The 13,517-nt window shown below is 60.0% G+C and carries 14 protein-coding genes; 4 read left to right on the forward strand and 10 right to left on the reverse strand.

Going from position 1 to position 13,517, the window contains the following annotated elements; genetic code table 11:
• Positions 1-51: 51 nt before the first annotated feature.
• From ACP15L_RS01855 to ACP15L_RS01885, 7 genes are all read right to left on the reverse strand, one after another.
• Complete coding sequence (locus ACP15L_RS01855) at positions 52-1,233, reverse strand: peptidoglycan DD-metalloendopeptidase family protein (protein WP_425082909.1); 1,182 nt, start codon at positions 1,231-1,233, stop codon at positions 52-54.
• A gap of 66 nt (positions 1,234-1,299) precedes the next feature.
• On the reverse strand, positions 1,300-1,950 hold the full coding sequence (locus tag ACP15L_RS01860; protein ID WP_170373891.1) for a protein-L-isoaspartate(D-aspartate) O-methyltransferase: 651 nt from the start codon (positions 1,948-1,950) through the stop codon (positions 1,300-1,302).
• Positions 1,947-2,729: a 5'/3'-nucleotidase SurE gene (gene surE, locus ACP15L_RS01865; RefSeq protein ID WP_425082910.1), complete on the reverse strand. Its 783-nt coding sequence runs from the start codon at positions 2,727-2,729 to the stop codon at positions 1,947-1,949. Before surE ends, ACP15L_RS01860 begins: the two co-directional genes overlap by 4 nt.
• A 111-nt stretch (positions 2,730-2,840) precedes the next feature.
• Positions 2,841-3,884: an ABC transporter ATP-binding protein gene (locus tag ACP15L_RS01870; RefSeq protein ID WP_247748213.1), complete on the reverse strand. Its 1,044-nt coding sequence runs from the start codon at positions 3,882-3,884 to the stop codon at positions 2,841-2,843.
• Positions 3,885-4,010: 126 nt separating this feature from the next.
• Entirely contained in the window at positions 4,011-5,126 is a 1,116-nt protein-coding gene (locus tag ACP15L_RS01875; protein WP_425082911.1) for a hypothetical protein, read from the reverse strand.
• Between the two features lie 2 nt (positions 5,127-5,128).
• The gene (locus ACP15L_RS01880) at positions 5,129-5,908 is read right to left on the reverse strand and encodes an SDR family oxidoreductase (RefSeq protein WP_425082912.1); all 780 of its coding nucleotides are present in this window, start codon (positions 5,906-5,908) and stop codon (positions 5,129-5,131) included.
• Between the two features lie 74 nt (positions 5,909-5,982).
• Positions 5,983-6,345: a SnoaL-like domain-containing protein gene (locus tag ACP15L_RS01885; protein ID WP_170373896.1), complete on the reverse strand. Its 363-nt coding sequence runs from the start codon at positions 6,343-6,345 to the stop codon at positions 5,983-5,985.
• Between the two features lie 110 nt (positions 6,346-6,455).
• Here ACP15L_RS01885 and ACP15L_RS01890 point away from each other — a divergent pair, with 110 nt between their 5' ends.
• From ACP15L_RS01890 to ACP15L_RS01905, 4 genes are all read left to right on the forward strand, one after another.
• Complete coding sequence (locus ACP15L_RS01890) at positions 6,456-8,063, forward strand: peptide chain release factor 3 (protein ID WP_425082913.1); 1,608 nt, start codon at positions 6,456-6,458, stop codon at positions 8,061-8,063.
• Between the two features lie 49 nt (positions 8,064-8,112).
• The gene (locus ACP15L_RS01895) at positions 8,113-8,868 is read left to right on the forward strand and encodes a hypothetical protein (protein WP_425082914.1); all 756 of its coding nucleotides are present in this window, start codon (positions 8,113-8,115) and stop codon (positions 8,866-8,868) included.
• Positions 8,865-9,794 (forward strand): glycosyltransferase family 2 protein, encoded by a 930-nt coding sequence (locus ACP15L_RS01900; RefSeq protein WP_425082915.1) that lies wholly within the window; start codon positions 8,865-8,867, stop codon positions 9,792-9,794. Before ACP15L_RS01895 ends, ACP15L_RS01900 begins: the two co-directional genes overlap by 4 nt.
• A gap of 184 nt (positions 9,795-9,978) precedes the next feature.
• Positions 9,979-11,337, forward strand: coding sequence for a DEAD/DEAH box helicase (locus tag ACP15L_RS01905; RefSeq protein ID WP_425082916.1), 1,359 nt, complete (start codon positions 9,979-9,981; stop codon positions 11,335-11,337).
• 110 nt (positions 11,338-11,447) lie between these two features.
• Here ACP15L_RS01905 and ACP15L_RS01910 read toward each other — a convergent pair whose 3' ends face one another.
• From ACP15L_RS01910 to ACP15L_RS01920, 3 genes are read right to left on the reverse strand one after another with little or no spacing between them, the layout of a single operon-like run.
• Entirely contained in the window at positions 11,448-12,350 is a 903-nt protein-coding gene (locus ACP15L_RS01910) for an EamA family transporter (protein ID WP_425082917.1), read from the reverse strand.
• Between the two features lie 21 nt (positions 12,351-12,371).
• On the reverse strand, positions 12,372-13,265 hold the full coding sequence (locus ACP15L_RS01915; protein WP_425082918.1) for a fatty acid desaturase: 894 nt from the start codon (positions 13,263-13,265) through the stop codon (positions 12,372-12,374).
• Positions 13,252-13,461, reverse strand: coding sequence for a DUF2061 domain-containing protein (locus ACP15L_RS01920; RefSeq protein ID WP_425082919.1), 210 nt, complete (start codon positions 13,459-13,461; stop codon positions 13,252-13,254). The genes ACP15L_RS01915 and ACP15L_RS01920 overlap by 14 nt, the downstream gene beginning before the upstream one ends.
• Between the last annotated feature and the right edge of the window lie 56 nt (positions 13,462-13,517).

Here is a 13,517-nt window from a genome sequence, read left to right on the forward strand (position 1 = left end):
CTGGCTAAAAATATCCCCGCCGGAGGCATGGCCCGGAACGGGCCATTCTGGTCACCTCAGATACGGCTCAGGATCAACCGATTCGAAGCCTTTGCGGACTTCGAAATGAACATACGCATTGTCGCCGCCGCGCAGTTCCGCCAATTTCTGCCCTCGCCGCACGCGATCACCTTTCTTGACGGTGATATCCTCGACATTTGCATAAACCGTCAGCAAGTCATTGTTATGCTTCACAACAATGATCGGCACCTGATCGGCATCTGCGGTAATCGCGGCCACGGTGCCTGCCTCGGCTGCAGTGACCGACGTGCCCGGAGCGGCCGCGATATCGATGCCTTCGTTCTTACCCTTGTCATATGTCCGGATAATATTGCCCGCGACCGGCAAGGACAGCGCGGAATTGCCGGAACTTCTGGTCGGCGCTTCAGCTGTGACATCCGGCGCCACGGGAGCCTCGGCCAGCGGCGCGACCTGCTCATCCGGTAGCGGCTGGGTCGCACTCGGCGGTGTCGGTGTCGGAGAACCCTGCCCCGGTTGCGTCACCTCTGTCGCAGCGACCGGAGCCGCTGCCGCCGCCTGACGCGGGGCGGCCTGGTTCTTGACCGGGATCAACAGATACTGCCCCTCGCGAATGGCGAAATCCGGGCCCAACCCGTTCCACTCTCCCAGAGCTTCAACTGGCACCCGATAGAGGCGCGAGATGGTAAAGGCCGTCTCGCCCCGTTTCACCTTGTGGCGCACCGGCTCCGGTCCAGAGGCGACCGGCGCAGGCGTTGGCGCCGGTTCAACCGGCTTCAGCAGCGTCGTCTGCACCCCGGCCGTATCCGGGGCCTGATCAATCGCGTTTCCGGCGATTGAGGCAATATCCACACCACTTGACGCCCCAACAGATCGCGGCAGGGCCAGAACCTCACCCTCGCGCAGCGCGTCGGTTGTCTGCAAGCCGTTGAACCGTGACAGCTCACCTTCCGGCAGGCCGACCCGAGCCGCCACATCGCGCACGGTATCGCCCCGTCGCGCCACGGCGACCTGATAGTTCGGATAGGTGATCACCCCCCGCGCATCGGGCGCAGGGCGGCTGGTGGTGGCGGATTGCGCCGCATCCGTGGTGGAAAACCCGCCAAGCTGCCCGCGCAGGTCGTAGTCCAACGGCCCCTCGCACCCGGTCAGAATGGCCAGAGCCGCAACTCCGGTCGCACAACGGCGCATCGTTGATTTGGTAACTGCTCTCATGACTTTTGTCCTCAACACCTGCCCCTGTTGTCCGGGGTTCCGGCGATCCATTCCAAAAAAAACCTGTTACGTCTCGTCCTTGCCAAGCCCTTCAAGCAGCGGCACGAACCGAACCGACGTCAATTCATCATAGTCCAAACCGGTCTCGGTGCGCGTCACCTTGATCAACTGCTGCACCGCATCCGACTGCCCGACGGGTAGCACCATGATACCCCCGATTTTCAGCTGCGCCAAGAGCGGGCCTGGCGGGTCCTCAGCCGCCGCGGTCACGATGATCCGATCAAAGGGTGCCTGTTCCGGCAAACCGAACGAGCCATCCGACAGCATCGACGTGACATTGGTCAGCCCCAGTTCGGCAAACAGCTTGCCGGTCTCGCTAACAAGCCGCCTGTGCCGTTCAACCGTGTAAACGCGACGCGCCAGTTTCGCGAGGATCGCCGCCTGATACCCCGACCCGGTCCCGATCTCGAGAACAGTGTCACGCGGACGCACATCCAGTGCCTGTGTCATCAACCCCACCACCGAGGGCTGGCTGATCGTCTGACCGCAGGCGATGGGCAGCGGCATATCCTCGTAAGCGCGGTCGGCGAACAGGCCGGTGACGAAGCGCCCCCGGTCGACCGCTTCCATCGCGGCCAGGACACGCGCATCGGTCACGCCCCGCTTGCGCAGGGCAAACAGGAACTGCATGACGGTTTCTGGGTCCAGTCCACTCATTCGATCGACTTCAATGCCTCTAGCGTGTCATGCGCGGTTAGATCCGCGCGCATCGGTGTGACCGAGATATAGCCTTCCAGATTGACCGCCGCGTCCGTGCCGGGCGCGGTCGGGTTGTGCTGGTATCCGCCCTTGATCCACAGAAACCGCCGCCCCGAAGGCGAACTATGCGGCTCGACCGAGAAATGCGTATCGCGGCGGAACCCTTGCGGGGCAACGCGAGTGCCCAGAACCTCATCGGCGGGAACGGGTGGGAAGTTCACATTGTAGAACAGGCGGTAATCGCCTTGCTCTGCAGGGGTTGCGTCCAGAATGCGGCGCACCAGATCGGCGCCAAAGCGACTGGCGGCCTCGAACGGATCCTCGAGCCCCAGATTGCGTGGGCCGAAATACTGCGACAAGGCAATGGCCGGCACACCCTGCAAAGCGGCCTCCATAGCGCCGCCAATAGTGCCGGAGTAGAGTGTATTTTCCGCCGAGTTGTTGCCCCGGTTCACGCCAGATAACACCAAATCGGGCGGGCAATCCTTCATCACGTCATGCAGGCCCGCCAAAACACAATCCGCCGGAGAGCCTTCGGCAGCAAATCGCCGCTCATCCAGTTTGGCGACCATCATGGGATGGGTGTAGCTTATGCAGTGGCCGACACCGGATTGCTCGAATGCTGGGGCCACGACCCAGACCTCACCGCCGGGTCCGGACAGATCCTTTGCAATCGCCTGAAGCGTGATCAGCCCCGGCGCATTGATGCCGTCATCATTGGTAATCAGAATACGCATGACCGTCCCACCCCCGCGTTTCGCCCTTGATAGACCCGACCCCGCGTTGCGGCAAGCAATGCAGGCCCGCAATCTGCGGCTTTCGCGCACCACTTGCGGGTAAATTGCGTTCTATCTAGGGAAAACGAAACAGCGGTCGCGTCGGATGGTCAGCCACATCGCCCGCCCAGGCGCGGGGACAAACACGTTCGGAACCGTCGCCTTGAGGATCGAGCCGTCATAGTCCATCCGAAACTCGACCAGACTTTCATTGCCCAGGAACCGGGCGCGTTCAACAACGCCCCGCGCGGCGACGCCGTCTGTGGCCGTGGGCAAAGGCCCTTTGCCGTTTCGGTCGAAATCCAGCCGGAGGTGTTGGGGGCGGAAAACAATCTCGACATCGGTGCCGTCCGGAAAGCCCGGTGCAAGGAACTGTCCGAACGGGGTCTCGGCCAAAGCACCATTCACTTGCGCCTGCAACACGTTGACATCACTGAAAAAGGCCACGGCCGCCTTGTCCGCTGGCCGCGTGTAGACGTTGTAGGGCGCGCCTTGTTGCACGATCTTGCCGCCCCGCATCAGGGCGATCTCATCGGCCATGCGCATGGCCTCTTCCGGCTCGTGGGTGACCAGCAGAACGGCGGCGTCTTCCTCTTTCAGGATCGCTAGCGTTTCATCCCGGATACCGTCGCGCAAACGGTTATCGAGACCCGAGAACGGCTCGTCCATCAACATGATCCGGGGGCGCGGGGCCAGAGCGCGCGCCAAAGCCACCCTCTGCTGTTCTCCACCGGACAGTTGATGCGGGAACCCGTCAATGAACCGCATCAGATCGACTTTGGTCAGCAGTTCCTCAACCCGGGCGCGTTTTTGATCCTTACTGCCTTTCAGGCCGAAACTCACGTTGTCGGCCACGCTGAGATGCGGGAACAGGGCAAAGTCCTGAAACATCAACCCAATCTCGCGGCGTTCAGGCGGAACGCGGAACACCGTATCGCAGATCAGCTTGCCATCGACATAGATCTCGCCCGAGTCCTGCATCTCGACCCCGGCGATCATCCGCAAGGTTGTGGATTTGCCGCAGCCGGACGGCCCAAGCAGGCAGGTCACCCGCCCGGCCTCGACCGTCAGCGAGACGTCATCCACCACAACCCGGCCTTCGAACCGGCGGATCATATTGCGAATTTCCAAACGAGGAGGAGGTGTGTTGCCTGTCACAGATGAGTCCTGTTGCCTTTCCCGATCAATTCCATCGGGCTTGAGCGGGGATAGCAACCCCGCCCATCCGGCGCAAGGGATCAGCTATTCCGCAAGCAGCTCGAAATCGACACCGGCGCGGATTTTTCCGTTCACCTGAACCTCAAGCCGATGCGCACCCGGCACCAGTTTGAACGTGGTCGCATTGCCTTTGAGCTTGTGGCGTTTGTCCAGACGCAACGCGCCGTTCTTCAGCGCGGCCTGTTTCAGCTTGTGAACCTTGGCTGAAGTTTTTCCGTTAGGGCGTTGAAAGTGAATGATATAATCCACCAGAACAGGTTGGTCAGAAGACCCTTGCAACTCGACCGTGAACGCCAAAGCGTCATTGATCCGGGCCTCGCCGTCCAGCGAAATGTCTGCAATGACATCCGCGTCCGGGTCATAGCCCAGCATCTTCATCGCCCCCGGACGCCCCGCCTTCACAAGCCCACGCAGGGTGTGAGAGATCATCCACTCCAACTCTGCCTCGTCCTGCTCACCTGCCTCGCGCCAGCGCTGCAGGCAGTCCAGAACCAGATCGGGGTCCTTTTTGGTGATATCGTTCAGATGGTTCGCAACCGAGCGCGTTACATAGCGTGTTGTGTCCCGATGCAGACGATCCAGCAAAGGCAAGGGGTCGGTCACCGCGAGACCAACCGCCTGCCCCCATGGCAGGCGGGGCCGTGTGCCCTCGCTGACCAGACGGCGCACATGATAGCTGTCGTGCTTGCTCCAACGCTGCATCCGCGCCAAGACCAGATCGGGGTGGCTGTTCAGGAACGGACGGATCGCCCATTCCATCGAAAATCGCTGAGTCAATTCCTCCAACACGTCCAGAGCCAGCTCTGGATGCTCGGCTCCAACGGCGACAACCCACTCCCCAAGCGGCGCAAAGATGAAATCGCCAAAATCATCATCTGTCTTGCTGGGATCCAATGGCGGCGGCAAGGCGCGCAGGACCACAGGCGCAACCGCTGGCAGATAGCCCGGAAAGGACTGCTGCAGGCAATCGGCGATCCAGGTCATTCTCTCTTTCAGCTCCAGATCCAACAGGCGCGACATGACCTGCGCTTCGAACGCCTCGGCGTCGAAATCCGGGTCCGCCGACTGGAACAAACCCGCCAGATAGCGGGTCTTTTCCATGTTGAACAATTGGTCCTTCAGAGAGAAATTCTGTGCCATTCCTACATCGTCAAATTGGTTGCGCCACCGTCCAGCAGGATGTTCTGCCCAACGATAAAGCCCGCATGTTGAGAACACAGGAAAGCGCAGGCCGCGCCGAATTCCTGACGCGTGCCATAGCGGCGCGCCGGGATCGTGGCGGACCGGGCCGCGCGGGCCTCATCCAGCGAAATGCCCTGTTGATTGGACACACCGGTATCCAGCGACAAGGCGCGGTCGGTGTCATGAATCCCCGGAAGCAGGTTGTTGATCGTCACACCTAGCGGGGCGACCTGACGCGCCGTTCCGGCCACATAGCCGGTCAGCCCGGTGCGCGCAGCATTCGAAAGACCCAGAGCCGGGATCGGCGCACGCACGGATTGCGAGGTGATATTCACCACCCGCCCCCAACCTTTGTCCATCATCCCTGGCAGCAGTGCTTTCATGAAAGCGATCGGCGTCAGCATGTTGGAATCCAGTGCCTTGATGAAGTCCTCACGATCCCAGTCTGACCACAACCCCGGAGGCGGCCCGCCCGCATTTGTGACCATAATATCAATACCTTGCGCGGCCTGGATCACCTGCGCCTGACCTTCGGCTGAGGTCACATCGCAAGCCACCGTTTCAACCGCAATGCCATGGTCCGCACGCAACCGCGCTGCTTCGGCTTCAAGCGCTTCAGCACCGCGCGCATTCATCACCAGATCAACGCCCGCTTCGGCCAACGCCTCGGCACAGCCCAGTCCAAGCCCCTTGCTGCTGGCACACACCAACGCACGCTTGCCGCGAATTCCAAGATCCATTCTGATCCCCTCTGTCTGTTGTTGCCCGCATGTCTAGCACCAGCCAGACAGAGAAGACCAGAATTCAACAGGCCTTAGTAGAAGAACTCTTCCCTCACAATCTTGCCATCGGCCACGTGGTAGACACCCACTTCGCTCATATCGAAATTCTCGCCGCTTTCTATGAACTTGCCCTTGATCTCGAAAATCACGGCAAAGCGGTCGTCGCCATGCAACATCGGATCACTGACCGAGACATGGCTGACCTCTGTCGCGCTATCCCACCATTCGTGTTTGCCGCGAATGGCATCCAGACCCTGAACCTCACGCCCCATGCCAACGTCATCCACGGCCTCAGCCGAGACAGCATCTGCGGCGTAGAGTTTACCCAGATTTTCGGCGGTTCGATTTTCGCGGCAACCGGCGACAAGCTCGTTTGCAATCTCTTTCAATTCCATTGGTTCACTCCCATAATTTGTTCACTATATGTTCTCTTTGCCACAGCTCGCCGATTCGAACCAGTCCGTTTGTCTTGCTTCGGCGGGTTTCCCCGCCTATACGCGCGCTCATGCTTGATACCGCCTCGAACCAACCCGTATTGCCGCCCGAGATCGCTCGTCGTCGGACATTCGCCATCATCTCGCACCCGGATGCGGGCAAGACGACGCTGACGGAAAAGTTCCTGTTGTACGGGGGCGCGATCCAGATGGCCGGTCAGGTGCGCGCCAAGGGTGAGGCGCGGCGCACGCGGTCGGACTTCATGCAGATGGAGAAGGATCGGGGTATCTCGGTATCCGCCTCGGCGATGTCGTTCGACTATGGGGATTTCCGGTTCAACCTTGTCGACACGCCCGGTCACAGCGATTTCTCGGAAGATACTTATCGCACGCTGACTGCGGTGGATGCGGCTGTGATGGTGATCGACGGTGCCAAGGGTGTGGAGAGCCAGACACAGAAGCTGTTCGAGGTCTGCCGTCTGCGCGATCTGCCGATCCTGACCTTCTGTAACAAGATGGACCGCGAAAGCCGTGATACGTTCGAGATCATCGACGAAATTCAGGAGATGCTGGCGATCGACGTCACGCCTGCCGCATGGCCGATTGGCGTGGGCCGCGACTTCATCGGCTGCTACGACATGCTGCGCGACCGGCTTGAGCTCATGGACCGCGCCGACCGCAACAAAGTGGCCGAAAGCATCCAGATCGACGGTTTGGACGATCCCAAACTGGCCGAACACGTGCCCGAACACCTGCTGGAGAAGCTGCTGGAAGAGGTCGAAATGGCGCGCGAGCTTCTGCCCGCGCTCGACCCTCAGGCCGTTTTAGAGGGGCACATGACCCCGATCTGGTTCGGCTCGGCGATCAACTCGTTCGGCGTGAAAGAGCTGATGGAGGGTATAGGCGCCTATGGTCCTCAGCCGCAGATCCAATCGGCCGAACCCCGTCAGATTTCCCCGGATGAAAAGAAGGTCGCCGGGTTTGTCTTCAAGGTGCAGGCCAACATGGACCCCAAGCACCGCGACCGTGTGGCCTTTGTGCGTATGGCCTCGGGGCATTTCAAACGTGGCATGAAGCTGACCCATGTGCGGTCGAAAAAGCCGATGGCGATCTCGAACCCCGTCCTGTTCCTTGCCTCTGACCGGGAACTTGCTGAGGAAGCCTGGGCCGGGGACATCATCGGCATCCCGAACCACGGCCAGCTGCGCATTGGCGATACGCTGACCGAAGGCGAAGCGATCCGCGTGACCGGCATCCCGTCCTTCGCACCAGAACTGCTGCAAACGGTCCGTCCGGGCGATCCGATGAAGGCCAAGCACCTGGAAAAGGCGCTCATGCAGTTTGCCGAAGAAGGCGCGGCCAAGGTGTTCAAACCCTCGATCGGCTCGGGCTTTATCGTGGGCGTCGTGGGAGCGTTGCAATTCGAAGTGCTCGCCAGCCGGATCGAGATGGAATACGGCCTGCCGGTGCGATTTGAGGCGTCTCAGTTCACCTCGGCCCGTTGGGTCAGCGGCGAGAAGGCCGAGGTTGAGAAATTCGTCAACGCCAACAAACAGCATATCGCTCATGACCACGACGGCGACATTGTCTATCTGACCCGCCTACAATGGGATATCGACCGGGTTGTGCGTGACTATCCGGCGCTGACCCTGACGGCGACCAAAGAGATGATGGTGTGATCCAACTGCCTGATTGCGCAGCCAATCCCGGCTGTGCAATTCTGCCCGCATGAGCGATGACGACCTGACCTTTCCCGGCGGCCTGCCCGATATGCTGGAGATCCTGGAAAACAGGCGCGCGCCTTTTGTGTTCGGTGCCCGCCCCCTGCCCGATCTCGACGTTGACCTAGACGCAATGGCGCAGCAGATCGTGCCGGAATGCGCGACCCTCGCCCCCGAAAGCGACGATGCCACCGCGTGGGACCAGAAGCGCGCCAAGATCGCGACCGAGTTTGTAGGCAATTCGGAACTTGCCTTCCTGAACGCCCAGTTGATCGCCAATCTGCGCAAACGCTCCTATCCGCGTCACACGCCCGCTTTGTTCCGGCGGCTCTGGGCCGAACAATCCCAGCATCTCCTCGAAGCGCTTGATCTGCGCTGGCTCGTCTCGTCGGTGCAAACCTTTGCCGATCACGGCGACACCCCAACACAACGCGAGGTTGGTCAAGCACTGCGGATGCTGTTTGGGCTGATGAAGCTCTATGAGTTCGAACGGTTGTTCTCCAAACGCGGGCCGGAGGAAACCCATTGGTTTCGCGGCAAGAGCACCGCTCCGCTACCGTTGCAGATGCAGTCTTTCTCACTGGAGCGCGGCGGGTTGGCCGTGTCGCTAATCGCGCCGATCTGGACCAAGTCGCTGACCGATCCGACCATCGCACCGCTGGCGGATCACCTGATGAGCGAGTTGAACAAAGACCCCGGAACTGTCTTTCGTCGCTTGAAAAAGATGCGCGAACGCCGTCTCGCCCGGATGCAGCGACGATGACCACATGGGGTGTCGTCTCCATGGTGCGAGGACCCGCGCAGGATACCCTGCGGTTTGCGGCCCATCACCTGGATCTGGGGGCCGACCGGCTGTACATCTACCTCGATGAGCCCAACCCCGAGGCGCAGCACCAGTTGGAGCAGCACCCGAAGGTACAGGTGACACTCTGCGATGACGCATTCTGGCTAAGCCGGAACCGGACGCGGCCGGGCAAGCATCAGGTGCGCCAATCCACCCATGCCAGCTATACCTATCGCAAAACCGATCTGGATTGGCTGGCCCATATTGATGTGGATGAGTTTCTGTGGGCGGACGCTCCCATCCCGGAGCTGCTTGAAACCGTGCCCGCAGATATCCCCGCCGTTCGGGTCCGACCGATCGAGTCCATTGCCGAGGCCGAAAACCTGTACAAAGCGCATATCCCCAAAGGCCCGGACCGTGAGGCTTTGGTGCAGGCGCTTTACCCCACCTATGGCGCCCATGTTCATGGGGGATTCCTCAGCCATGTGCAGGGCAAATTGATCGTGCGCACGGGTTTGAAAAAGCTGAGTTTTCGCATCCACAACCTGTTTCAGGACAAGACCCTCCTGCCCTGCAAATTCGAGCTGCCGGGACTGGAGTTGTGCCACCATCACGCCCCGAGTTGGGAGCATTGGTTCAAACACTACCGCTTCCGGATGGAGCGTGGCTCGTACAAACCCGGCATGTCCCCGAACCTGCCTCGCGATCAGGGCGGCGTGAACAAGAACGAGCTGTTCAGCCAGATCGAGTCTGCCCATGGTGTTGATGGGCTGCGTGCATTTTATGATGAACTCAGCGCCGCTGACCCGGACGTCCGTGCTCGGCTTGAGGCACATGGTCAGATCCGGCACCGCCCGTTGCATCTGGATGAAAAAGTGGCGAAACACTTTCCCGGAAGCTGCTGAATTGTTGCAAAAAATGCTTTTTCCAGCCGGTTGACGCCGTCGGGATTTCAGTTCATTTGACCCCGCCCCACGTTTTTGTTATGTCCCGCCTCAAGCCGAAACGCGCATGGTGCGCATGGTCAGATTGACCCGGCATGACGCAGACGCGCGGGCCAGGTCAAGTGTCCGCAATAATCGGACATATATGACAAAGTTTACCGAACTGAACCTGAACCCGAAGGTCCTCAAAGCCATTGAGGAAGCCGGATACGAAACCCCCACTCCGATCCAGGAAGGCGCGATTCCCCCAGCGCTTGAAGGGCGCGACGTATTGGGCATTGCCCAGACCGGCACCGGGAAAACCGCAAGCTTCACGCTGCCGATGATCACCCTGCTGGCCCGCGGTCGCGCCCGTGCGCGGATGCCACGCTCGCTGGTGCTGTGCCCGACACGGGAATTGGCCGCGCAGGTCGCCGAGAATTTCGACACCTATTCCAAACATCTGAAACTGACCAAGGCCCTTCTGATCGGCGGTGTCAGCTTTAAAGAGCAAGAGGCCCTGATCGACCGGGGCGTAGACGTCTTGATTGCCACGCCGGGGCGTCTTCTGGACCATTTCGAACGCGGTAAGCTGTTGCTGACCGGCGTGCAGATCATGGTCGTGGATGAGGCCGACCGGATGCTGGATATGGGCTTCATCCCCGATATCGAGCGTATCTTCTCGCTGACGCCCTTCACGCGCCAGACGCTGTTCTTCTCGGCCACTATGGCATCCGAAATTGAACGCATCACCGACACCTTCCTGTCCGCCCCTGCCCGGATCGAGGTCGCCCGTCAGGCCACCGCGTCCGAGACGATTGAACAGGGCGTGGTGATGTTCAAAGGCGGTCGCCGGGATCGCGAAGCCAGCGGCAAACGCAAGGTTCTGCGTGCGCTGATCGACGCCGAAGGTGACAAATGCACCAACGCGATCATCTTCTGCAACCGTAAGACGGATGTAGATATCTGCGCGAAATCCCTGAAGAAATATGGCTATAACGCCGCCGCGATCCATGGTGATCTGGACCAGTCGCAGCGGATGAAGACGCTGGACGGGTTCCGCGATGGGTCGCTGCGCCTGCTGGTTGCCTCGGACGTGGCGGCGCGTGGTCTGGATATCCCGTCGGTTAGCCATGTGTTCAACTTCGACGTGCCCGGCCATGCCGAGGACTATGTTCATCGTATTGGCCGCACGGGCCGTGCCGGACGTGAAGGCAAAGCCGTGACGATCTGTTCAGGTCGTGACGAAAAGGCTCTGGATGCGATTGAAAAGCTGATCCAGAAGGAAATTCCGCGCCTCGACAACCCGGTCAAGGAAGAACCAAAGCCCGAGAAGCCGAAAGCCGAGAAACCCGCCAAAGCAGCGGAAGGCAAGCGTAGCGAAGGCAAGAAAGAGCGCGAGCCCCGCGAACACAAAGGTCGCGGTCGTGGCCGCAAGGACGATCATGGCCCGGCCGTTGTCGGCATGGGCGATCATCTGCCCAGCTTCATCGCCCTCAGCTTTGATGAACGCCGCGCGGGTTAATCCCTGGCGCTTGGATCGCTTTGCGTTTGGTTTGAATCAAAATGCGCTGCCTCTTCCTACGATCGAACACGCATTTCGATGCTTGCGCCTTGGGCAAAATGCAAAACGCTTTAGATCGACAGCACCAGCGCCAGAATCGACGCACCCAGCAACAGCATCCCGGCGATCTCGCGCCGGGTGATGACTTCACGAAAAAACAGGGTCGAGGCAAGCAGGCTAAGCAATAGCTCGACCTGTCCCAGTGCTTTTACATAGGCCGCGTTTTGCAAGGTGAAGGCGAAGAACCAGCAGAACGATCCGCACAAGCTGGTCAGGCCAACGAACACGCCGGTTCGGCGCGTGTTCCAGACCGCACGCAACTCGGCCCGGTCGCGCCACAGCAGCCAGATCCCCATGCTGACGAATTGGAACGTGACCACTGCGGTCAGCGTGACCAACGCGCGAAACCACGCGTCGATATCGCCCAGCTCAAGCGAAGCACCGCGATAACTGACTGAGGAGAAAGCGAACAGCACCCCCGAGCCCAGCCCAAGCCGCGAAGCGCGATTGGTCAGATGCTGCCACCACGCCCCGTCCCCTTCGGGGGTTTTGGACAATAGAAGAACCGCCAGAAGCCCCACGACAATCGCACCCAATGCCCCGGTCGAGACCTGATCGCCCAGCACCACAAATCCAACGATCGCGGTTTGGATGACTTCGGTTTTCTTGAACGTGATACCGACGGCAAAGTTGCGCTGCTTAAACAGGGCGACAACACAGATCGTCGCAAGGATCTGCGAGGTGCCGCCGATGATCGCAAACACCCAGAACCGCGCGGACAAATCGGGCAGGCTCAACCCGGTGACCTGAATGGCCACGACCAGCCCCACCACAGCCAGAGGCAAGGAATAGGCAAAGCGCGCAAAGGTTGCCCCCGCCGCAGACAGTTTCACGCTGCTCAGCGATTTTTGCAGCATGAACCGGACCGTCTGAAAACCGGCGGCGGCGATGGTGATTGGAATCCATAAACTCATGAATTCCGTTCTGTCGTTAAATCAGGGTTTTGGCCAGAGCGGATGCGGCACCGGGTCCTTCGCCCGCCAGAAATACGCCCTGAAGATCTCGGCATAAGACGCGTAGACATAGGCTTCGTTACAGTCCTGATATCGCTCTTTCCCCGATTGATAGAGCGCGGGTAGTTCGTACCAAGGGGCCGATGGGTTCATATGATGAACCACGTGCAGGTTGTTGTTCAGAAACAAGAAAGCCAGGATTCCGCGATCTTCGACGATCACCGTGCGGGCGCGCGATTTCTCATGCGCGCGATGTTCAAGGAAGGTGCGGATTTTCACAAGACCCAACCCGATATAGGCCGACATGACATAGGCCCAAATCGGCATGGAGGAATGCGCGACGACCCACAGAACCACCGCAACTCCGAGGATATGCAGCGCCCATGCAAGAGCGACCGAACGGTCACCACCGATCAGGCTGTTCCATTCGTCCCGCAGAAACGTAAATTGCCCGATCGCAGGCCCCAACACCATGCGCCCGAGCAGGGTGTTGTTGGCGGCAAGCAGCCTCTTTTGCCATCCAGACAGCTGCGCCCAGACCTTTGGGTCATGGTAGTTGCTTTCGGGGTCATCATAGGGATCTGTCAGGTTCGAATCCTGATGATGCGCAAGGTGTAGGTCGCGAAACCGGTTAAATGGAATGAACAGGGTCAATGGCAGGGCCATCAACGCCTCGTTCAACCATTTCGTGCGAAACGGATGTCCGTGCAACGCCTCATGCGTCAGAGAGGAATGAAGGGCGGCAACCGCGCCCATCGTCGGGATCGCGAGCCACAGGCTCCAACCAGCAACGTAGAAAGTGGCAATCAACCAGGCGGCGTAACATGCGGCGATCAGGGCCAATGTGCCCCATTCGGGCGTTTCAGCTTTCCCCATGACGCCCCCACGAGATCCCAGCCCAGACCCGCTCATAGACAATGTAGAGCGTCAGGCCGATGGCGGTGTTGACCAGCGCCACCACGCCACCCAAGGCAACCGACCCGGTGGCGATCAGGCCCACCAGCGTCATCATCACAAAACCCATCACATTCCAAATGAGTGCTTTCACGACAGATCTTCGTCGCGTTTCCATTCCGGACCCCGTTTCTTGTTGTTATCACGAAAGCGTTACTCAACGGGTGGTGTGTT

This window comes from Ruegeria profundi (assembly GCF_049800715.1).
Lineage (GTDB): Bacteria > Pseudomonadota > Alphaproteobacteria > Rhodobacterales > Rhodobacteraceae > Ruegeria > Ruegeria profundi_A.

Coding starts and splice junctions, on each gene's coding strand:
- ACP15L_RS01910 (WP_425082917.1), bottom strand. CDS start 12,350: ATGAGTTTATGGATTCCAATCACCATCGCCGCCGCCGGTTTTCAGACG.
- ACP15L_RS01880 (WP_425082912.1), bottom strand. CDS start 5,908: ATGGATCTTGGAATTCGCGGCAAGCGTGCGTTGGTGTGTGCCAGCAGC.
- ACP15L_RS01855 (WP_425082909.1), bottom strand. CDS start 1,233: ATGAGAGCAGTTACCAAATCAACGATGCGCCGTTGTGCGACCGGAGTT.
- ACP15L_RS01890 (WP_425082913.1), top strand. CDS start 6,456: ATGCTTGATACCGCCTCGAACCAACCCGTATTGCCGCCCGAGATCGCT.
- ACP15L_RS01875 (WP_425082911.1), bottom strand. CDS start 5,126: ATGGCACAGAATTTCTCTCTGAAGGACCAATTGTTCAACATGGAAAAG.
- ACP15L_RS01895 (WP_425082914.1), top strand. CDS start 8,113: ATGAGCGATGACGACCTGACCTTTCCCGGCGGCCTGCCCGATATGCTG.
- ACP15L_RS01870 (WP_247748213.1), bottom strand. CDS start 3,884: ATGATCCGCCGGTTCGAAGGCCGGGTTGTGGTGGATGACGTCTCGCTG.
- ACP15L_RS01920 (WP_425082919.1), bottom strand. CDS start 13,461: ATGGAAACGCGACGAAGATCTGTCGTGAAAGCACTCATTTGGAATGTG.
- ACP15L_RS01860 (WP_170373891.1), bottom strand. CDS start 1,950: ATGAGTGGACTGGACCCAGAAACCGTCATGCAGTTCCTGTTTGCCCTG.
- ACP15L_RS01915 (WP_425082918.1), bottom strand. CDS start 13,265: ATGGGGAAAGCTGAAACGCCCGAATGGGGCACATTGGCCCTGATCGCC.
- surE (WP_425082910.1), bottom strand. CDS start 2,729: ATGCGTATTCTGATTACCAATGATGACGGCATCAATGCGCCGGGGCTG.
- ACP15L_RS01885 (WP_170373896.1), bottom strand. CDS start 6,345: ATGGAATTGAAAGAGATTGCAAACGAGCTTGTCGCCGGTTGCCGCGAA.
- ACP15L_RS01905 (WP_425082916.1), top strand. CDS start 9,979: ATGACAAAGTTTACCGAACTGAACCTGAACCCGAAGGTCCTCAAAGCC.
- ACP15L_RS01900 (WP_425082915.1), top strand. CDS start 8,865: ATGACCACATGGGGTGTCGTCTCCATGGTGCGAGGACCCGCGCAGGAT.